The following is a 20,777-nucleotide window of genomic DNA, read 5'->3' on the forward strand; positions in this document are numbered from 1 at the left end:
AGGTGGGATATTCTAGTCATAGGTTAACCGGACGATATCATAGGATCCTAACAAAAAGTTTACAATAATTCAATTATAAAATGGAGGATTTCAGATGAAAAAGAAAGTACTTGCTTTAGCAGCAGCTATTACATTAGTAGCGCCGTTACAAAGTGTTGCATTTGCTCATGAAAACGATGGGGGAAGTAAAATAAAAATAGTTCATCGCTGGTCTGCTGAAGATAAACATAAAGAAGGCGTAAACTCTCATTTATGGATTGTAAACCGCGCTATTGATATTATGTCTCGCAATACAACACTTGTAAAACAAGATCGAGTTGCACAATTAAATGAATGGCGTACGGAATTAGAAAATGGTATTTATGCTGCTGACTATGAAAATCCTTATTATGATAATAGCACATTTGCTTCACATTTCTATGATCCAGACAATGGAAAAACATATATTCCATTTGCAAAGCAGGCAAAAGAAACTGGCGCTAAATATTTTAAATTAGCTGGTGAATCATATAAAAATAAAGATATGAAACAAGCATTCTTCTATTTAGGATTATCTCTTCATTATTTAGGAGATGTAAACCAACCGATGCATGCGGCAAACTTTACAAATCTTTCGTACCCACAAGGATTCCATTCTAAATATGAAAACTTTGTAGATACGATAAAAGATAATTATAAAGTAACGGATGGAAATGGATATTGGAACTGGAAAGGTACAAATCCAGAAGAGTGGATTCACGGAGCGGCAGTAGCAGCGAAACAAGATTACGCTGGCATTGTAAATGATAATACGAAAGATTGGTTCGTAAAAGCAGCTGTATCACAAGAATATGCAGATAAATGGCGCGCTGAAGTTACACCAATGACAGGTAAGCGATTAATGGATGCACAACGTGTTACTGCCGGATACATTCAGCTTTGGTTTGATACGTACGGAGATCGTTAAGTATTAAAAAAAAGGTCAAATCTCACAATAGAGTATTTGGCCTTTTTATAACTAATACATGGAGGTATGAAGCGTGAAAGGAAAATTACTAAAAGGTGTACTTAGCTTTGGGATTGGTTTAGGAGTTTTATACGGAGGATCTTCAGCTCAAGCAGAAACGTCTACAAATCAAAATAATACTTTGAAAGTGATGACGCATAACGTGTATATGCTATCAACAAATTTATATCCGAACTGGGGACAAAGTGAGCGTGCTGATTTAATTGGGGCGGCAGATTATATAAAGAATCAAGACGTTGTTATATTAAATGAAGTGTTTGATAATAGCGCATCAAATCGTTTGTTAGGGAATTTGAAGAAAGAATATCCAAATCAAACAGCGGTATTAGGTCGTAGTAACGGAAATGAATGGGATAAAACGTTAGGTAGCTATTCATCTTCAACTCCTGAAGATGGGGGCGTTGCAATCGTGAGTAAATGGCCGATTGTTGAAAAGATTCAATATGTATTTGCAAAAGGATGCGGGCCAGATAATTTATCGAATAAAGGATTTGTATACACAAAAATTAAGAAGAATGATCGTTTCGTTCATGTAATCGGGACGCATTTGCAGGCTGAAGATAGTATGTGCGGAAAAACTTCACCTGCATCTGTACGTACAAATCAGTTAAAAGAAATTCAAGACTTTATTAAAAATAAGAATATACCAAATGACGAGTACGTCCTATTTGGTGGTGATATGAACGTGAATAAAATAAATGCAGAGAACAATAGTGACTCAGAGTACGCATCCATGTTTAAAACATTACACGCTTCTATTCCATCTTATACGGGACATACAGCAACTTGGGATGCGACGACAAACAGTATAGCAAAATATAATTTCCCTGATAGTCCTGCCGAGTATTTAGATTATATTATTGCAAGTAAGGACCATGCGAATCCGTCATTTATAGAGAATAAAGTATTACAACCGAAATCTCCACAGTGGACTGTTACATCATGGCTTAAAAAATATACATATAATGATTACTCTGATCATTATCCAGTAGAGGCAACTATTTCTATGAAATAGTCCTAAAAAAGTTTCTTCTTAATAGGAAGAAACTTTTTTATTTTGTAGAGGAAATTTCAACTTTCTTTCCAATATGTATAAGACATATTGAAAAGAGGAGAGAAAAATGTGGATCGAGGAATTTTTAAAGAAGTTCCATTACCGTGTGCATTTTTGGATGAAGTAGCTTTAGATAAAAATATTCAATCGGTTATGGAATTAAGTGGAAACAAGAAGATTCGTATAGCGAGTAAATCGCTACGTTCTGTTCCGGTTATGCAAAAGATTTTAGCTACAAATGATCGATTTCAAGGTATTATGTGTTTTTCACCTAGAGAGGCTTTGTTTTTAATTGAACAAGGATTCAATGATTTATTGCTCGGATATCCTGCTTATGATAAAAGGGCTTTACATGAAATAAGTTTGCTAACAAAGCAAGGCCCCATTATAACTTGTATGGTGGATTGTGAAGACCATATTGTTTATTTAGAAAAAATTGCTGAGGAGTCTAAAGGGTGTTTTCGTGTTTGTTTGGATATTGATATGAGTAGTCGTTTTTTTCAATTTCATTTTGGGGTAAACAGATCACCGGTAAAAGATGTGCAAGGTGCTTTGAAAATAATAAAAAGGGTAAAAGAATCATCATTTTTAATACTAGATGGTGTAATGGGATATGAAGCTCAAATTGCTGGGGTAGGAGATCACATACCGAATCAAAGAGTGAAAAGTAAAGTAATTTCGTATTTAAAGAAGAAGTCAGTGTTAGAAGTTAAAGAAAGAAGAGGACATATCGTAAAAGAAATACAAAACCTAGGTATTGAACTAAGGTTTGTAAATGGGGGAGGCACAGGAAGTATAAAAACAACTGAGCAAGATAATTCAATTTCAGAGATTACAATAGGTTCTGCTTTTTATGCCCCGAAGCTGTTCGATTATTATAAAGAGGTGCAATTTCATCCAGCTGTCGGATTTGCTTTACCAGTTGTGCGTAAACCAGCCCCGTTTATTTACACTTGTTTAGGTGGTGGATATATTGCCTCAGGTGCAATCGGGAAAGATAAAGAACCTGAGATTTGGAGACCAAATGGTGCCAAACTATTAGCTTTAGAAGGCGCTGGCGAAGTGCAAACACCGATTTTTTATAACGGTAAGGAACGAGTAGAGATAGGAGATTCTATCTTGTTTCGCCATAGTAAAGCTGGAGAGTTATGTGAGCGTTTTCCTTTTTTATATCGTGTGAAAGAAGGAGAGATTGTTGGGGAGTATTCAACATATCGGGGGGATGGCCAATGCTTTCTATAAAGGGACAAAAATGGAGAAATTGGACAGGGAATGTAGAAGGAACGCCGCATTATACGATGTATCCAGAAAGTATACAAGATGTAGTAGAAGTTGTAGGGCTTGCTCGAAAAAAAGGGAAGAAAATTCGTGTTGTCGGTTCAGGACACTCGTTTACACCTCTTGTGCAAACGGAAGAAATTTTAGTTTCTTTAGATGAATTGAAAGGTATTTTGGATATGGATGCAGAGAAGATGGTTGCCGAAGTATGGGCAGGAACAAAGCTACATGATTTAGGGAAGTTACTTGAAGAAAAAGGTTATGCACAAGAAAATTTAGGGGATATTGATTCGCAATCGATTGCAGGAGCGATTAGTACAGGGACTCATGGAACGGGTATTACCTTTGGAAGTTTATCAACACAAGTTATAGAGATTACCGCAGTTTTATCTACAGGCGAGAGTATAGTTTGTTCGGAAACTGAGAATGTGGAATATTGGAGAGCCTTTCAGTTGTCGCTAGGAATGTTAGGTATCATTGTAAAAATAAAATTGAAGGTTATTCCAGCCTATTCACTCGTTTATAAAAGTGAAAAACAGTCATTATCTACTGTAATGAACAAGCTAGAAGAATATAAGAAGAATCGCCATTTTGAATTTTTTGTTTTTCCTTATTCAGATGAAGTACAAGTGAAATTTACAAATGAAACAACGGGTAAAAAAAGTGACTTGAAATGGCATAAACTAAAGGTAGAGTTGCTTGAAAATAAGATGTTCTCTTTGTTATCTAAAGGATGTAAATGGTTTCCTTCTATAAGTAAAGGTGTAAGTCGATTATCGGCTAAAGCTGTACCGAATACAAAAATAATTGGTCCGAGTTATGAAGTATTTGCTACATCGCGTGCGGTTCCATTTTATGAAATGGAGTATAGTGTTCCTTCAAAGTATATGCGGGCTGTTGTAGAAGATATTTCAAACCTTATTGAAAAGAAAAAGTATAAAGTGCACTTCCCAATTGAATGCCGTTATGTGAAAAGGGATGATATATGGCTCAGTCCAGCGTACGGAAGGGATTCAGCGTATATTGCCGTTCATATGTATAAAGGTATGAAGTATGCTGCTTATTTTGGTGAGGTGGAGAAAATTTTTCTAAAGTATGAAGGGCGCCCGCATTGGGGGAAAATGCATACGTTAACGTACGAAAAATTACAAAATATATATCCAGAAATGCATTCGTTTCTAAAGGCGAGAAAGTTACTAGATGAAGCAGAAATGTTTTCAAACCCTTACACAGAAAAATTATTTACGATTATGAAAAAAAGCTGACAAAGTATTACTTGTCAGCTTTTTTTAGTATAATCGCATTTCTTGTTTGACTAATGCGCTCGTAAAATAGTAACTTATCACGACTAAATACATGTAATAAAACATGAATAATAAATAGACCGTTAATTACAAATTGGAATAATAGTATAACTAGTAATACTAAAGGCTCTGTATGATTTAAGATAGAGCTACTCGAAAGAATATAATTGATTCCGCCTAAAATGAAATAGAATATCCCGTAACGAATGAATAATTCTTTTAGTGTAATACGCTCAGCTTGTCCTTTAATGTAAATCCGAAGCAACGCTTTTCCTATTGTTCTTCCATTCGTAAAGTATGGAATGATAATAAAGTAAATTAAGATTGAACATGTAATGAAAAGGAGTTCGTATACATTTGTATAAGATTGGATGTTAGCGATAAATAGTGAATTTCCTTTATTTTTAATGAAAGGTACAACGATAGATAAGAAAATCCAATCAATTTGCATAGCGATGAGACGACGAATGAATCCGACTGGTTTCGTTTCTAAATCAATATGAATATCTAATTCGCTTGTTTTCGGAAGGAAGTACGTAAAGATTGGTGCAATGATAAAACCAATTACGCCGCCTAGCGTGTTTAAAAACAGATCGTCAATATCAAATAAGCGGTATGCACAATTATAAATACCATATAATCCAGTTACTTGTGTTAATTCAAAGAATAGTGAAAGACAAAAAGAAATACACACTGTTTGTAAGAAGCTACGTCGGAAATAATAACGTAAGTACATACCGAACGGAACGGTTAGTAAAACGTTAAAAGCGACTTGTAAAAACGCAGATTCCTTTAATAAATAGAAGTACGTAGCTGGCTTCGTTAAAATCGCCGAGGTATGATTACTAATCTCTTGTATGAAATAAAATGGCGAGAGTTGCAAATGTTGCGTATTAGCCGGTTGTAGGCTACAAGTATCATACGTTTGTGGTAATGGCAAAATCACAAGAAAATAGGCATTTAATAAGTAAAGTAATAATGAATATAAAATAAATGAACGCCATTTATTTAAATAACCGTATTTACGATAATTAAATATTAAAAAAGGGATTAATAGAAACATTGCTAAAATAGGAAATAAAATAAATGCTGTTTTTATTGGAAATAAATATGCAGTCAAAATGAAGCTCCTTTCAATGAAAATTCGTTTATCATTATAACGTTAAAAGAACCTGAAAACAAAATTAAAATATTTCGAAATAGAAAAAATTTCAAATTTAAACGGGATTAAGTTATAATAAATTTAATATAAGGATATAGTGATTATTATAAGTTGAGAGAGGGTACAAGATATGCGATATGAGCTTTTTTCTGTAAGTGGGGATCATATTACAACTTTTGAAAGTGCATGGCGTTTTCAGGAGGGAGAACAGATTTTTGTTCATGATGATCAAACAAAACGAAATTTTATTATTATCCGCCTAACGCATGATGTATTTCAACAAAATAAACATGTTATTCGTTTGTATTGTCAAGAAAAGAAAGTATACGCATAAAAGGGACCCCTCTTACTGTACAGAAAGAGGGGCTTTATCATTATAAAGATATAAAAAAGCGAGTCATCCTAGTTTAATAGAATGACTCGTTTTTCGCTTTGTAAGTTTCACTTTATAAGAAAATAAGAGTAAGTACACCTACGATAATACAATAGAAAGAGAAATATTTTAAATTTCCTTTTGCCATAATGTTCATAAACCATTTTAATGAAATGTACGTCATGATAAATGTTGCGATAAACGCAACGATATATGGCACGAATAATGTGTCTAGATTTGGATCTTTTGCAATGTCTGTAATACTTAGTAATAAACCACCTAAGCTAACAGGGATATATAGTAAGAATGAGAAACGAAGAGCTGTTTCTTGCTTCATACCAAGTAACATCGCTGCGACGATTGTTGCACCTGATCGGCTTATTCCAGGAATTAATGCGCAAGCTTGTGCTAATCCGACAATAATTGCATCTTTCATAGAAAGATCGCCATCATTTTTACGTCCACGTAAGTTTCTAATAATCCAAAGGCCGACAGCAGTAATAAGAAGGGAAATCCCAACCATTTTCACACCTTTTAAGTACTGGTCGATGTAATCTTTAAATAAAACACCGATAACACCTGCTGGAATGGTCGCAATAACAAGGTAAATTATAAAGAAGAAATCTGATTTTGCGTCCTCTGCTCTTGTAAAGATATAAGATAGACCATTCTTCGTTAGACGAATTAAATCATTTCTATAAATAAGTAATACAGCTAATAATGAAGCTGAATTAACAAGTAGTTCGAAGCTGAACCCTTCTATTTTTAGTCCTAGCAAATGTTGTGCTAAAACGAGGTGACCACTTGAAGAAATCGGAATTGGTTCTGTTAGCCCTTGGAACAGACCGAGAATTAAATATTTTAAAATGTAGTGAAATTGTTCCATAATAACCTCCTTGTTTATTAGTCGAAAGAAACAACTTGTCCATTATAACAAAGATACGGATGAATATTGAGAAGAAATAAATATTCCAAATATAATAAAAATCCCTTATAAAAGTATAAGGGATTTTTATTATTAATGAGAAACTACTGTTTCTTCAAGACTTTCCGTTAATTGAACATCGACTTTCTCAGCATCATGAATGTGATTCATAATAGTAGTATTTAACTTTTGGAACATTTGTTGTGTATTAGCGAATTCACGTAATATATCATCATTACAAGATTTTTGGTTTTCGATAGCTTTAATAACATTGGTAGCACCGTTTTGTAACGTTTGAATCATAATTAAAATATTTTCGATTCTAGCGTTTGTATCGGCACTCATTTCTACACCTTCATCGACTAAATGTAAATTATCTTTTGTGTTATCGTATGCTTTTTCAATTTCTTCTTGAATTTTTTTCGTTAAGTTGCCTATGTTTTTTGTACTTTCCGCTGTACTTTCTGCTAGTTTTCTTACTTCATTAGCAACGACAGCGAATCCTTTACCGTGCTCTCCAGCACGAGCAGCTTCAATACTCGCATTTAAAGCAAGTAAATTTGTTTGTGCTGCAATGTTTTGAATGACTTCTACAATTTGCTCGATTTCTTTTGAACGTTCACTTAAATGATTCATACTGTTAGACGTACGCTGAGATTGTTCACCTAATTTGTTAATTACAATAAGTAAACGGTGAACAGATTCTTTACCTTCATTAGAACAGTCAATAATTTCTTCAATAGATTGAATTAAGCTTTGTTCTTTTTGTAACATTTCGTTATTCAATTCATTGGAATGTGTCGTGCGCGTTGAAACATTTTCGAAACATAAGTTTAATTGTTGAACTAAATTTTGAAGTGTATGGTGCTGGCTATTTACAAGTTTATGTTCTTGAACAACGCTTTGTACACGATCGTGGATAGAAGAAATAGTCTCTTGTTGTTCGATATCCTTTTGTTTTAATTCTGCTTCTAGTTCTTGTATACGACTTTCTAATTGATCAATTTTATGTTGGAGTGATTTCTTTTGAGTAAACATATATTTATTTCAACCGCCTTTAGAAGTTATATTTTCTCTATATTTGGATTTTAGCATCTTTTATAATTTTTAAATATAGGAATTGTTAAATATTTAAGAATCTATTACATTTTATGCATAATTCCCTTTTTTTTGTCATGAAAAATAAACTGTATTTAATGGTATTGTAAACAAACTGTAAAATAAATCATGTATAACTGTATAAGAAGGGAGTCGGATTATGAACTATTTTAAGCGAATCAGTAGTCTAGTATTAGCAGGAATTATAGGTCTTTCTAGTACAGTCGCTGTTAAAGCAGAGTCAAACGACGAGAAACTTAACAACATGCAACAGCAATTGCAGCAAAACGATGCAGAAATGCAAAAGAAAGAGCAAGAGAAGCAAGCTGTTAATAAAGAAATTAAAGGTATCGAAAACGAACTACATAATTTAAATAATACAATTGCAAAAAATAAAGAGGATCAAGCTGCTATTCAACGTAAAATCGATGAAACACATAAGCAGATTGAGCAAAAAAAGAATGAAATTGTCGTTTTAGAGGATAAAGTCCTTGCTCGTAAGGATATTATGAGAAAACGTATGGTTTCTGTTCAAAACAGTTCAAATACGAGTTTAGTAGTAGAAGTTGTAGTAGAGTCAAAAAACTTTGCAGATTTCTTACAACGTATGAACGCAGTTTCTACTATTCTAGAAGCTGATAAAGAAATTTTACGTCTACAAGAACAAGATCTTCGTCAAATTGAAGAAGATAAGAAAACAATTGATGAAAAAGAAGCATCTTTAGTAGTAGACAAACAAAAATTAGCAAAAGCACAAGCTGAGTTGCAAGATAACTTGAAAAAGCGTCAAGCTAACTTACAAACAGTTCAAGATAAATATAATCAGGTTGCAAGCCAACTTAATTTAGCAGCAGAAGAGAAAGCTAAAATTGAGTCAAATATGAAGGCAGTGCAAGAAACAATTGCTCGTGAGCAAGAAGCAGCAAGAATTGCAGCAGAAGAGCGTGCGAAAGCAGAAGCAGCTGCAAAGGCTGAGCAAGAAGCTTTAGCTAAGGCACAGGCGGAAGTTGCTGAAAAGAAAAAGCAAGAACAAGCTAGTAAACCAGCTAGTAAACCAGCCGAACCTGTTGCTAATAATAATTCGAAGGTAGAACCTGCACAACCTTCTAAGCCAACTGCTGGTGGAAAAGAACTTTATGTACATGCAACAGCTTATACAGCAGACCCAGCTGAAAATGGTTATGCAGCAGGTCAACAAGTATATTCTGCATGGGGAGGCTATAATTTAACTGCAAACCCAGGAATGAAATTAATTGCGGTGGATCCATCTGTTATTCCATTAGGATCTACTGTAAATGTTGAAGGCTATGGAATTGCAATTGCAGCAGATACTGGTGGCGCGATTAAAGGTCACAAAATCGATGTTTTAATGCCGGATAAAGCTTCGTCTAGTAATTGGGGCAGAAAAAATGTTAAAGTTACAATTTTAAACTAAAACGTAATCCAACTTTACAAAACGTAAAGTTGGATTTTTTGTGAAAATAATGTTAAGTTGAGTTTACATTTTGTTAAGGAAAGCATACAATGAAATTGAGAGGTGGTAAATTTGTCCATTTTAAATAGAGTGAAGGAATTAAGAGCTCGATTTAATTTTTCGCAAAGTGTATTAGCAGAAAAGGTTGGAGTGACGAGACAAACAATTGCTGCAATTGAAAAAGGTGATTATGTTCCTTCATTGTTATTAGCACTTACGATTTGTGATGTATTCGAGTTAAAGATGGAAGATGTGTTTGTTTTAAATAAGGAGGGGAAAGAGGATGAGTAGGATTGTTTTTTCTTATATCGTAAACGTGCTTTATACGGCTTTAGCATGCTGGACATTTGTTGAATTTTATAGTGTTATTACAGAGTTAGCAGATATAATTAAAAATGAGAAATTCCCTTTTGAAATATGGTTTAATGGAGTACCATTCATTTTATTATTTATTGGAGCTATTATAGTTACAATTTTTTATAGAATTCAAAAGAAAAAATACAAGAATTTATCTTTTTGGATGTATCCATTATTGTTTCCACTAGAAGATGAACGTGAAAAAGCGATTACAGATAAAGCTTGTCGAACAACATTTGTATCGTTATGGTTTGTGTTACCTTGTGCAGTTGGATTTTTAACTTTTTCGCCTATTATTAATGAATATCTTCCTGGATACCCATTGTATATTATATTTTCTATTTTCTTTATTCAAATGACAGTATTCCACGTATCACTATACAGAAATAAATTAGCTTAAAAAGAAACCTTCTTGCATCGGCAAGAAGGTTTCTTTTTAGCTTATACTTGTACATATAGCAATATTATCTTATCATTTTATATAGAGTAAGATTTTGTAAGGGAAAGGAATTGTATATGAATAAGCAAAGAATTTATAGTATAGTAGCAATCCTTCTATTTGTTGTAGGTGGTGTGTTAATCGGAAAGCCATTTTATGATGGATATCAGGCTGAAAAGAAACAGACTGAAAATGTACAGGCTGTTCAAAAAATGGATTATGAAAAACATGAGACGGAATTTGTAGATGCTTCGAAAATTGATCAACCAGACTTGGCAGAAGTAGCGACTGCATCATTAGATAAGAAACAAGTAATTGGTCGTATTTCGATCCCGAGTGTTTCATTAGAACTTCCTGTTTTAAAATCTTCTACTGAGAAAAACCTATTATCAGGTGCAGCAACAGTAAAAGAAAATCAAGTAATGGGAAAAGGGAACTATGCATTAGCAGGACATAACATGTCTAAAAAAGGTGTTTTATTTAGTGATGTAGCCTCTTTAAAAAAAGGCGACAAAATTTATTTGTATGATAATGAAAATGAATATGAATATGCGGTTACTGGTGTATCTGAAGTAACTCCTGATAAGTGGGAAGTTGTAGAGGATCATGGGAAAGATGAGATAACGCTTATTACATGTGTATCTGTGAAAGATAATTCTAAACGTTACGTTGTTGCTGGTGATTTAGTAGGAACGAAGGCGAAGAAATAAAAAAGATGAGGGGAATCCCTCATCTTTTTTTAATCCATCCATTTCACTAATCTCTTAGAAATTAGTAATAAAACACAACCTAATACAATTGCTACAGCTCCGATTACTGTAAATACTTCAGCATATCCAAGTGAAGTTGTGAAGCTTGCAAGTTGTCCGCCTAAAATGTTAGCAATTCCTGAGCTTGCTAACCATACTCCCATTAATAAAGAAGCAAGTTTTACTGGGGCAAGTGCACTAACCATTGATAGTCCAACAGGTGATAAGAATAGCTCACCTAACGTATGGAAAAGATACGTAAAGACGATAAATAGTAAGTTTGCTTTTTCTGTAATGTTATGTTCATCACTACCTGTTTTTAATGTAGCGATAACGAGAATGATATAACCGATACCAAGCAAGATCATACCAAGTCCCATTTTAGTTGGGATTTTTAAATCCCCGCGCTTGCGAGTTGCAAGTTTTGCCCATAATGCTGAAATGACTGGAGCAAGTAAAATAATAAATAATGGATTGACCGATTGGAACCAAGATGTTGGAACTTCCCATCCGAACACAGAGCGGTCTACAAATTTGTTTGTATATAATGTTAATGAGCTACCAGCTTGTTCAAAGCCAGCCCAGAAGAAGACAACGAAGCATGTTAAAATGACGATAACTGCGGTACGTTGTTTTTCTTTTTTTGTTAACGGTGTATCTCCTACTGATGGTTGTCCATCTGTTGTTTGCAAATCACGAGTTGGTTTTTTACCGATATCACCAAGGAAGCGATTTGATAATGTTGTAAATAAAATTTGTCCAATGATCATTCCAATTGAAGCGGCTAAGAAACCGTAACGGAATCCGTAATGTACAACGCCATCAACTGTTGTTTTGAATAAATTTTCTGATAAAAAACCACAAACGAGTGGAGCTAAAAATGATCCGACGTTAATACCCATATAGAAAATGGTAAATGCACTATCACGTTTTGGATCGTTCTCTTCGTATAATTCCCCAACCAGTGTAGAGATGTTCGGTTTGAAGAATCCGTTACCGATAATAATAAGCGCTAATCCGAGGTATAGGCCGGCTTGGTTTTGCATGGCAAATAGTGTAAGGTTACCAATTGCCATTGTTATACCACCAATTGTGATCGCTTTTCGTCTACCTAGGAACCGGTCTGTTAAGTATCCACCAATCATTGGTGTGAAATAACAGGCTCCAGTGTAAAATCCGTAAATGGATAGTGCCCACGCAGGACTAAACCCAAGACCACCGCTTACTAAAGCTGTCGTTAAATATAATGTTAATAATCCTCGTAATCCATAGTAACTAAATCTTTCCCACATTTCTGTAAAGAAGAGTAAGTATAAACCTGGAGGATGTTTCTTTTTTCTTTGTTGTTCTCTTTCTAGTTGTATCGCTGATTCCATGTTATTTTCCTCCTGACACAAACAAAAACAAAGTTAATAATTTTGTACATTTAATATTTTACCTTATTAACTATTATAAGTCAATAAAGGTTGATTTTTCAGAAGAAATTGGAAAAGAGGGATAGCTATAGAATGGGTGTTTCTTTTATGTTAGACTATGGACTATGTTTTCTTTGTTAGGAAGCGAATTATTGCACTTTTTTATATGTGAAATTGATTTCATAAAAGATGAAATTAAAGAAGGAGAAACAAATGAAATTGTTACAGAAAAAAGAAATTTTACTGATTAGCCTTATGTTATTCTCGATGTTCTTTGGAGCGGGGAATCTTATATTCCCACCTTTCCTTGGGTATGAAGCAGGAGAACATGTGTGGATTTCATTAATAGGATTTATTATATCAGCAACAGGTCTTCCTATATTGGGTGTTATCGCTATTGCGAAAGCGGGAAGCTTTCAAACGTTAGCGGGGAGGGTTCATTCTTCATTCGCCATTATTTTCCCATGTATCGTGTATTTATTTATTGGACCAGGTCTTGGTATACCACGTGCAGGAAGTTTAGCTTTTGAAATGGGACCAGGTCAGTTCTTCACAGAATCGGGAAGTGTAGTTTTATTATGTTACACGGTTATTTTCTTTAGTATTGTGTACTGGTTAAGTTTATCACCGTCTAAATTAATGGGGTTGTTCGGAAAAGTTTTAACACCGTTATTATTAGGGATGATTGCCCTTATTTTTATAAAGAGTATGTTTACATCAGTAGGCAGTGTGAAAGAGGCTGCTGGAAACTATGGACAAGCTCCTATGTTCCAAGGCTTTTTAGATGGATATTTAACAATGGATGCGCTAGCCGCTTTAATTTTTGGGATTGTTATTGCAAATGCTCTTCGTGCAAAAGGTGTTGAAGATGATAAAGGTTTAGCGAAATATATGAGTATTGCTGGAATTGGTGCAGGACTATTATTATCTATTATTTATGTCATACTTGGATATGTTGGTTCAATTAGCGGTTCGTTAGGTACATTTGATAATGGGGCGAACGTGTTAGCGCAAGTTATGACTACATTATTTGGACAAGGCGGAGTCGTTTTATTAGGTCTTATTTTTACGATCGCTTGTTTATGCGTTTCAATCGGGCTTGTTACATCTTGTAGTCAATTTTTCGCAAGTGCATTTCCGAAAGTAGCGTATAAAGTTTGGGCATTTATATTAAGTTTTGCTAGTATGATTTTAGCTAATTTAGGATTAACACAAATTTTAAAAGTATCAGTACCGATTCTTGGATTTATTTATCCAGTTGCATTAACACTCATTATTCTAGGGTTATTCCATAAATATATTGGAAAGTATGCATACGTATATGCAGTAGCTGTTGGGATTGTAGCGGTATTTAGTGCAATCGATATTTTCAATAAAAATGTAATGATGAATCAGTGGACGTCAATATTGAAATACATTCCGTTTTATACAGAAGGTGTTGGATGGATTGTTCCAGCTATTATAGGTGTTTGTATTGGTGTCATCGTTAGTGTTGTTCTAAATAAGAATAAATGAGTAAAAAGGTGTTTTCCTATTTCGGAAGATACCTTTCTTTTTTTAGGAAAAATAGTATTGAAAATGAATAGACTAAGAGTATGATAAAGATAATTGGTAATATATAGATTTTGAATGAATGGTGAGGGGGGAGCGTATGAAGGAGGATTTAAATAAGAAAATAGAAGCGCTCGAAACGGCAATTGAAACAATTCAAGAAGCGCTTTTTGAATTGAAAGCAAAACAAAGAGAAATAGAAGTAGAAAATGCTCAGCAACATGTTAGTAAAGAAAAGAAAGAATATATTGAAACGGTAATGGAGGAAAAGCAAAAAGAAGAAGTAGTTACAATAAAGGAGCCCGTGCAAGAACGTGAGGTAAAACAAGTAGATATATCTGCATTTAAACCAGAACCATTTAATATTATTAAGTTTTGCCAAACTTGGTTGCCACGTATATTTGTCGGCATTATGTTACTTGGAGTAATCTGGTTATTTAAAGCAGGGGTAGATGCTGGATTATTAACACCTGTAATACGAATTGTGTTTGGTATTGTCCTATCAATCGGTTTTTATTATATAGGTGATATTCAAATTAAACGAGAGCGGCAAGCGTTGGGTTTAGTATTAGCAGGAGGAAGTATTACGGGTATAGTTTTAACGACATTTGCGGCGCATTATTTATATGGATTTATTCCAGCAAGTGTTGCGTTTGTATGTAATATTGCATGGGTCATTTTAGGTATTTATGTAGCGAAGAGGTATCAATCGGAATATCTTACTATATTCGTAGCCGTAGGAGCGTTCTTCGTGCCATTCTTATTAAATAGTACGACTCCTAATCCTTATATTTTCTTTGGATATGAGACGATACTAACACTTAGCTTATTATGGTATGCGTTGAAAAATCGTTATCAGTATTTATATATGATTTCTTATGCTGTTGCTGCTATTGTCCTTTTTGTTTTCTTTGCTATTATGTCAATGTTAGTAGAGGATTTGCAAATACAGTTAACGGTTGTTTATGGTTTGATTCACTTACTATTATTTTGGCATATGTTTACGGAGAGAAGTTTTATATTAGAGCCACGCTTGGCGATATTTAGTGCGAATGCAGTTCTCTTTATATTAGCCATTTCAAAAATACCTGAATTTACAACATAGGGATTAATGATTAGTGCACTCGTGCACGCTACTATGTTTGTGTTTGAATATAGGAAGAATAGACATTCTACATTTACAAATCTTTTATTTGGTTTCGCAATGGGTGCATTTAGTTTAGCGATTTTATATGAGTATAGTTTAGTAAATGCAGCGATTGTATTATTATTGCAAGGTTTCCTCGGTATGGTGACTGCTATTAAAGTAAAACAACAGGTGAAATTGTATGTTAGTGCGACGATTTACGCGATTGGAATGATACAAACTATTTTTAGTCCGTTTGATCATTTCATTTCAGCTGGGTTTGTTGCCCATATTATTTTAATAGGTACATTTTATTACTGCATGAAACAAGCGAAAGATGTGTTAAGGAGCTTCGGAAAATATGTTTATTCTATAACGCTCTATTGGTTTATGGTTATCGTATTTATTGCAATTACTAGAGTCGGTGAAGTGCTGTCTACAGATGGAAGTATAATAAGCGTATCTGTATCGTTATTATGGATGGTATATGCATTATTTGCCGTTTGGCTTGGACGGAATAAAAATATGAATGAAATATTGTATGCCGGCTTAGTCGTGTTAGTCGTAACGATAGGGAAGCTATTCCTTCTGGACTTACCAGAAGTATCGATGATGATCAGGGCTGTGTTATTCTTAATTGTAGGAAGTATAGGTATCGTTATTTCAAGAATGTTTTTCTCGAAAGAAGAGAAGTGAGAAAAAGGCAATCCGCATGCGGATTGCCTTCTTCATTATTTCTTATCAATTATTACAGTTTCATTGTATTTCGCTGTCGTATTTTGGCGTAGACGAAGAGTTGTTTGTCCAGCAGTATTTGGATTGATTTGTACATTTACAATCTTCTCAGCAGAACCTAAGCTGTTTGTTGTGAAAGAGAATGCACTACTATATCCAAAAGCAGATGGCCAAGAACCATTTGTATTTTGAACTTTTGCTACTTGTGTACCGCCAGTAGTGAATATACCTAAAGAGTAATTAGTGTATGTTGTGTTTGGTAATAAGTTATTTACTTGGATTTTTATTTGGAACACTTCATTGTTTGGTAGAGTGCTAGGGTGTGTAACTACGTAGTCGTTTGCTGTTACAGCACTGTTATAACCGCATGAACCTGGTTTAAAAGTGTTTGTATTAAACCATTGATAACCTGCATTTGGTGCACTCCAAGGTTCAGGTTGTGGCTCAGTTGATAAGCTTGGTTGTTCAAATGTTTGTAAAGTGGTAGGTAAATCAAGTTGTAAACCATTTACTTGATCTAAACTTGTAAATGTTTCTTTATTCGATAGCCAATTTACGATATTTTCTAGTAAGATAGCATCGTTTTCTTCTTTATATCCATCGTAAGTTTTCTTTGTTTGGCCAGAATCTTCACGAACGTATTTTGGCGATGCATCTTCAACTGGAGAAGAATCACCGATAAAGGCAGCTTTTCCAAGCCCTACTTTTGCGATAGCGGCATAAGGCCCCTCTGCAACGCCACCGCCGTTATAAACACCGCTATCAACAGCATTATTCCATTTTGACGGGTTTTCTGGAAGATAAACAAGCCCTTTTGCTAGTTTTGGGTTTGTAATTGCTAGAGTAGAACCTGCATGCATTGCTACAGATGAAACACCTTTTGTAATTCCGAATGATTGTTCAGGTGACACAATATTTTTAGCTGCAACATCACCGATTGCATTGTAGCGGAAGCGAATACCGAAGTTGTCAGATAGCCAATCAGAGCTTTCTACTCCTTGCATAGCTTGTGAATTTACTTCATCACTTGACATTCCTTTTGCAGGGTTATCCCATGCACCGCGTCTATATCCATTAAATACTTCAGAAGAGTCCCAGCGATTTTTATTACGATCTGCATTATAATGGTCAGCGATAAAGAAAATACTACCGCCATTTTTCACGTATTGTAACATAGCATCTTGTTCAGATTTTTTGTAAGGAATATTTGCTTCTGGAACGATAAACACATTGTAGTCTTTTAAATCTTCGTATGTAATTGGTGTTGATTTACGTAGTTCTTTTACATGATAGCCATTTTGAGCAATACCATTTCCGAAATCAGAAAAGCCACCATCAATAACCCAATCAGCGGTTCCGGCAGTTTGACCGTGTGTATTATCGAATAATACTTTTTTCCCATTGTTTTGATTTACAACTTTTGCAGCAATTTCAGGAGCTGGGTCTACAGAGCTTTCTGCATAAGTAGACGGTATGAACGAAGTCCCTATACTTAGTGTAATTGCTGTTGCTAAAGAAAATGTAATCCATTTTTTATTCTTCATAGAAGAATCCCCCTAATAATAAATATATGTGCTTTAATAATGTAATTTATTTTTCTGTAAAAATAAAGACGGAAAACATAAAAAATATTAAAAAATTGTAAAAATAACGTGAATTTTGTTGAGAAATATTTATATAGATTTAAAAACATCCCTTCCAAGTAATAAGGAAGGGATGTTTTGTTTAACTAATTTTTGAATTAGGTGTTTCATCAATTTTATGGAAACCTTTCATGTAATACACGATAGCTAAACCAATAAGCCAAATAGGACCAACAATCAATGCAATTCTTGTATCTTCTGAATACGCCATAATACCTAATACGAGTGCAAGGAAAGCGAGTGAGAAATATGAACTGAATGGATGTAAAGGCATTTTATATGTTAGCTTGTCCTTTTTATCAGTTTGCAAACCTTTACGGAATTTAATTTGAGCGATTAAAATGATCCCCCAAGTCCAAATTGCCCCGAAAGTTGAAATACTAGTCAGCCATGTAAACACTTTTGCGGGCACAAGATAGTTTAATATAACACCAACGAGTAAAACGATAGCTGTTGCTACAATTCCTTGACTCGGAATACCGTTTTTATTTAAACGACCAAATCTTTCAGGTGCTTTCTTTTGCTGAGCTAATGTAAATAGCATACGGCCTGTACTAAATAAACCACCATTACAAGAAGAAAGAGCTGCTGTTAATACGACAAAGTTAATAATCCCTGCTGCTTTTGCGATACCGATTTGCTGGAATGTTAATACGAATGGACTTCCTTTTTCCCCAAGTTCATTCCATGGATAAATTGCCATCATAACGAATAGAGCCCCAACGTAGAACAGTAATATTCTCCAAAATACGTTATCGATTGCTTTTGCGAGTGTTTTTTTCGGATTTTGAGCTTCACCCGCTGTAACACCGATTAATTCAACGCCTAAATAAGCGAATAACACCATTTGCATGGAGAGTAGTAACCCAGAAAAACCATTTGGGAACCAGCCACCATGTGACCAAAGGTTTGAAATACCAGTAGCGATACCACCGTTTCCAAATCCGAATAAAATAATACCAGCTCCAACAATTATCATACAGATAATTGTGACAATTTTGATGAGAGCAAACCAAAATTCAAGTTCTCCAAATACTTTTACGGATAAGAAGTTGAAAGCACTCATTAATAATAGAGCGAGTAAAGCCCAAGTCCAGCGCGGGATATCTGGGAACCAGTATTGCATGTAAATGCCAGCTGCTGTAATTTCAGCCATGCAAGTAACAACCCATAAAAACCAGTAGTTCCAGCCAGTAATATAGCCAGCTAGTGGTCCAAGGTAATCAGAGGCATATTTACTAAAAGAACCGGCAACAGGTTGTTCAATTGCCATTTCTCCGAGTGCTCGCATAATGAAAAAAATAACGAGTCCGGCGATCATATAACCTAGTAGAATAGAAGGGCCAGCTAGCTTAATAGCAGAAGCGGATCCTAAAAATAGTCCAACGCCAATAGCGGAGCCGAGCGACATTAAAGTAATATGTCGTTCTTTTAAACCGCGGTTTAAAGTTTCAGATTTGTTTGTGTGCTGCATAAGAAGAATCCCCCTTGTAGAGTGAACGATATTTGAATGCGTTTGCTAAATATTTAACTATTTCAAATTATAAAACATTTCTATCTGTTATGCTACAAAAATAATCATGATGAACTGTACTACATCTAAACTTGTCAGACTTAAACTTAAAATTCGAACTATTAGCGAATATATTGACTCTTCTTTTTATTGATTGTTAAGATTAAGTATTATATTTTCTCACATACTAGTAAGAAAAGAATATGTGATAATAATTCAGATGTAGGAAGGGTACATAACCATGTTTCAATTACAAAAATATAACACTTCTGTGAAGCAAGAGCTTTTAGCTGGCATCACAACTTTTTTTACATTTGCGTATATTCTTGTCATCAATCCGAAAATATTATCTGATGCAGGTGTACCATTTGATCAAGCTTTTACAGCAACTATTATTGCGACGGTTGTAGGAACGCTATGTATGGCGTTTTTAGCTAACTATCCAATTGTTATTGCTCCAGCTATGGGAATGAATGCGTATTTTGCTTATTCTGTTGTTCAACAGGCAGAGGGGATTACATATGTCATTGCGTTTTCAGCAGTATTTGTAACAGGTATCATTTTTCTTTTATTATCTTTCACTTCATTTAGGCAAAAGCTAATTGTCGCAATTCCTGATAGTTTAAAACATGCAATTGCAGGTGGAATTGGACTATTTATTGCTTTTATTGGATTACGCCTTTCTGGAATTATCGTTGATCATCCATCTAATTTAGTTACGATTGGTGATTTTCATTCTCCAGCCGTTATTTTAACTTTAATTGGTTTAATATTAGCGGTGGTATTAATGGCATTACGTGTGAGCGGTGCATTATTTATTAGTATGATTGTGACAGGAGTTATCGCCTTCTTTACAGGGCAACTGAAGTTTACGGATAAAATTGTTGCGATGCCTCATTTACCAGAGGGAATTATCGTTTCAAACCCAATCAATGCCTTTTCAGATGTAATTGAATACGGATTATATGGTGTTGTATTTTCATTTTTACTTGTACTGTTATTTGATACAACAGGTGCATTACTTGGTTTAATTAAACAAGCGGGTTTAATTACAGATAATACAGAGAAACGTTTTGGTAAAGCGTTTATTGCAGATGCAATTGGTGGGACCACAGGTTCTATCTTTGGAACAAGCCCAACAGCAGCGACGATTGAATCATCAGCTGGTATTGCTGCAGGTGGTAAAACAGGATTAACGGGTATTGTAGTTGTCGGTCTAACGATTATAACGGCATTCTTCAGCCCTGTGATTGCTTCTTTATCAAGTGTAGCCGCTATTACAGCTCCTTCATTAATTATTGTAGGTAGTCTAATGGCGCAAAGTCTTCGTGATATTAATTGGAATGAATTTGAAGATGCATTACCAGCATTTTTAATTTTTATCGGTATTCCGTTAACGTCTAGCATTGCGAATGGAATTGCAATTGGATTTTTAGTGTATCCAGTCTTAAAAATTGTGAAAGGGAAAGGGATGGAAGTACATCCGTTACTATACTTATTTACAATTTTATTTGGATGTCATTTATTCTTATAATATAGATATAGAAGAGGGAGCTTCTTATGGGAGGCTCTTTT

17 protein-coding genes and 1 pseudogene are annotated in these 20,777 nt (G+C 34.5%); 12 read left to right on the forward strand and 6 right to left on the reverse strand.

Translation table 11 applies throughout. The annotated features are described in order from the left end of the window. The first annotated feature begins 94 nt into the window (after positions 1-94). From cerA to JDS99_RS16140, 4 genes are all read left to right on the forward strand, one after another. Positions 95-946: a phospholipase CerA gene (cerA, locus tag JDS99_RS16125; RefSeq protein WP_000731008.1), complete on the forward strand. Its 852-nt coding sequence runs from the start codon at positions 95-97 to the stop codon at positions 944-946. A 73-nt stretch (positions 947-1,019) separates the two neighbouring features. Further along, positions 1,020-2,021 (forward strand): sphingomyelinase C, encoded by a 1,002-nt coding sequence (gene sph / locus JDS99_RS16130; protein ID WP_199695353.1) that lies wholly within the window; start codon positions 1,020-1,022, stop codon positions 2,019-2,021. Between the two features lie 108 nt (positions 2,022-2,129). Further along, positions 2,130-3,302: an alanine racemase gene (locus JDS99_RS16135; protein WP_199695354.1), complete on the forward strand. Its 1,173-nt coding sequence runs from the start codon at positions 2,130-2,132 to the stop codon at positions 3,300-3,302. Next, a complete protein-coding gene (locus JDS99_RS16140; RefSeq protein WP_088061903.1) occupies positions 3,290-4,603 on the forward strand; it encodes a D-arabinono-1,4-lactone oxidase in 1,314 nt (437 codons plus the stop codon). Before JDS99_RS16135 ends, JDS99_RS16140 begins: the two co-directional genes overlap by 13 nt. Positions 4,604-4,610: 7 nt before the next feature. Here JDS99_RS16140 and JDS99_RS16145 read toward each other — a convergent pair whose 3' ends face one another. Next, complete coding sequence (locus JDS99_RS16145; RefSeq protein ID WP_087983313.1) at positions 4,611-5,762, reverse strand: VanZ family protein; 1,152 nt, start codon at positions 5,760-5,762, stop codon at positions 4,611-4,613. 172 nt (positions 5,763-5,934) lie between these two features. On the opposite strand from JDS99_RS16145, the gene JDS99_RS16150 reads away from it, so the two are divergent. Beyond that, positions 5,935-6,138 carry a hypothetical protein gene (locus tag JDS99_RS16150; protein WP_001268332.1) on the forward strand — a complete coding sequence of 68 codons (204 nt, stop codon included), beginning with the start codon at positions 5,935-5,937 and terminating at the stop codon, positions 6,136-6,138. Positions 6,139-6,250: 112 nt separating this feature from the next. On the opposite strand, the gene JDS99_RS16155 is transcribed toward JDS99_RS16150, so the two are convergent. Beyond that, positions 6,251-7,063: an undecaprenyl-diphosphate phosphatase gene (locus JDS99_RS16155; RefSeq protein ID WP_044791332.1), complete on the reverse strand. Its 813-nt coding sequence runs from the start codon at positions 7,061-7,063 to the stop codon at positions 6,251-6,253. Between the two features lie 132 nt (positions 7,064-7,195). Beyond that, positions 7,196-8,140, reverse strand: a complete 945-nt coding sequence (locus JDS99_RS16160; protein WP_199695355.1) for a methyl-accepting chemotaxis protein — start codon at positions 8,138-8,140, stop codon at positions 7,196-7,198. A 220-nt stretch (positions 8,141-8,360) separates the two neighbouring features. On the opposite strand from JDS99_RS16160, the gene JDS99_RS16165 reads away from it, so the two are divergent. The 4 genes from JDS99_RS16165 to JDS99_RS16180 all read left to right on the forward strand — a co-directional run bounded on the left by JDS99_RS16165 (position 8,361) and on the right by JDS99_RS16180 (position 11,180). Beyond that, entirely contained in the window at positions 8,361-9,635 is a 1,275-nt protein-coding gene (locus JDS99_RS16165; protein WP_088608988.1) for a 3D domain-containing protein, read from the forward strand. A gap of 111 nt (positions 9,636-9,746) precedes the next feature. Further along, the gene (locus tag JDS99_RS16170; RefSeq protein WP_048527833.1) at positions 9,747-9,965 is read left to right on the forward strand and encodes a helix-turn-helix transcriptional regulator; all 219 of its coding nucleotides are present in this window, start codon (positions 9,747-9,749) and stop codon (positions 9,963-9,965) included. Continuing rightward, entirely contained in the window at positions 9,958-10,431 is a 474-nt protein-coding gene (locus tag JDS99_RS16175; RefSeq protein WP_087983307.1) for a DUF2178 domain-containing protein, read from the forward strand. The genes JDS99_RS16170 and JDS99_RS16175 overlap by 8 nt, the downstream gene beginning before the upstream one ends. A gap of 116 nt (positions 10,432-10,547) precedes the next feature. Continuing rightward, positions 10,548-11,180 carry a class A sortase gene (locus JDS99_RS16180; RefSeq protein WP_088061911.1) on the forward strand — a complete coding sequence of 211 codons (633 nt, stop codon included), beginning with the start codon at positions 10,548-10,550 and terminating at the stop codon, positions 11,178-11,180. 29 nt (positions 11,181-11,209) lie between these two features. On the opposite strand, the gene JDS99_RS16185 is transcribed toward JDS99_RS16180, so the two are convergent. Continuing rightward, a complete protein-coding gene (locus tag JDS99_RS16185; protein WP_088061913.1) occupies positions 11,210-12,595 on the reverse strand; it encodes a peptide MFS transporter in 1,386 nt (461 codons plus the stop codon). A 252-nt stretch (positions 12,596-12,847) separates the two neighbouring features. On the opposite strand from JDS99_RS16185, the gene brnQ1 reads away from it, so the two are divergent. Continuing rightward, complete coding sequence (gene brnQ1 / locus JDS99_RS16190; protein WP_088608989.1) at positions 12,848-14,149, forward strand: branched-chain amino acid transport system II carrier protein BrnQ1; 1,302 nt, start codon at positions 12,848-12,850, stop codon at positions 14,147-14,149. 136 nt (positions 14,150-14,285) lie between these two features. After that, positions 14,286-16,007, forward strand: a pseudogene (locus tag JDS99_RS16195) (DUF2339 domain-containing protein). Between the two features lie 35 nt (positions 16,008-16,042). On the opposite strand, the gene JDS99_RS16200 reads toward JDS99_RS16195, so the two are convergent. Both JDS99_RS16200 and JDS99_RS16205 read right to left on the reverse strand, forming a co-directional pair. After that, positions 16,043-17,590: a DNA-binding protein gene (locus JDS99_RS16200; protein WP_199695356.1), complete on the reverse strand. Its 1,548-nt coding sequence runs from the start codon at positions 17,588-17,590 to the stop codon at positions 16,043-16,045. 181 nt (positions 17,591-17,771) lie between these two features. Continuing rightward, entirely contained in the window at positions 17,772-19,163 is a 1,392-nt protein-coding gene (locus tag JDS99_RS16205; protein WP_087983295.1) for an amino acid permease, read from the reverse strand. A 280-nt stretch (positions 19,164-19,443) separates the two neighbouring features. On the opposite strand from JDS99_RS16205, the gene JDS99_RS16210 reads away from it, so the two are divergent. Continuing rightward, the gene (locus JDS99_RS16210) at positions 19,444-20,736 is read left to right on the forward strand and encodes an NCS2 family permease (RefSeq protein WP_199695357.1); all 1,293 of its coding nucleotides are present in this window, start codon (positions 19,444-19,446) and stop codon (positions 20,734-20,736) included. Positions 20,737-20,777 lie beyond the last annotated feature (41 nt).

The organism is Bacillus cereus group sp. N6 (genome assembly GCF_016483705.1).
Taxonomy (GTDB): Bacteria; Bacillota; Bacilli; order Bacillales; family Bacillaceae_G; genus Bacillus_A; species Bacillus_A wiedmannii.

What these genes read in the sequence shown, in the direction of transcription:
- cerA (WP_000731008.1), top strand. Translation starts at nt 95, where the DNA reads ATGAAAAAGAAAGTACTTGCTTTAGCAGCAGCTATTACATTAGTAGCG.
- JDS99_RS16140 (WP_088061903.1), top strand. Translation starts at nt 3,290, where the DNA reads ATGCTTTCTATAAAGGGACAAAAATGGAGAAATTGGACAGGGAATGTA.
- JDS99_RS16150 (WP_001268332.1), top strand. Translation starts at nt 5,935, where the DNA reads ATGCGATATGAGCTTTTTTCTGTAAGTGGGGATCATATTACAACTTTT.
- JDS99_RS16155 (WP_044791332.1), bottom strand. Translation starts at nt 7,063, where the DNA reads ATGGAACAATTTCACTACATTTTAAAATATTTAATTCTCGGTCTGTTC.
- JDS99_RS16160 (WP_199695355.1), bottom strand. Translation starts at nt 8,140, where the DNA reads ATGTTTACTCAAAAGAAATCACTCCAACATAAAATTGATCAATTAGAA.
- JDS99_RS16165 (WP_088608988.1), top strand. Translation starts at nt 8,361, where the DNA reads ATGAACTATTTTAAGCGAATCAGTAGTCTAGTATTAGCAGGAATTATA.
- JDS99_RS16175 (WP_087983307.1), top strand. Translation starts at nt 9,958, where the DNA reads ATGAGTAGGATTGTTTTTTCTTATATCGTAAACGTGCTTTATACGGCT.
- JDS99_RS16180 (WP_088061911.1), top strand. Translation starts at nt 10,548, where the DNA reads ATGAATAAGCAAAGAATTTATAGTATAGTAGCAATCCTTCTATTTGTT.
- JDS99_RS16185 (WP_088061913.1), bottom strand. Translation starts at nt 12,595, where the DNA reads ATGGAATCAGCGATACAACTAGAAAGAGAACAACAAAGAAAAAAGAAA.
- brnQ1 (WP_088608989.1), top strand. Translation starts at nt 12,848, where the DNA reads ATGAAATTGTTACAGAAAAAAGAAATTTTACTGATTAGCCTTATGTTA.
- JDS99_RS16200 (WP_199695356.1), bottom strand. Translation starts at nt 17,590, where the DNA reads ATGAAGAATAAAAAATGGATTACATTTTCTTTAGCAACAGCAATTACA.
- JDS99_RS16205 (WP_087983295.1), bottom strand. Translation starts at nt 19,163, where the DNA reads ATGCAGCACACAAACAAATCTGAAACTTTAAACCGCGGTTTAAAAGAA.
- JDS99_RS16210 (WP_199695357.1), top strand. Translation starts at nt 19,444, where the DNA reads ATGTTTCAATTACAAAAATATAACACTTCTGTGAAGCAAGAGCTTTTA.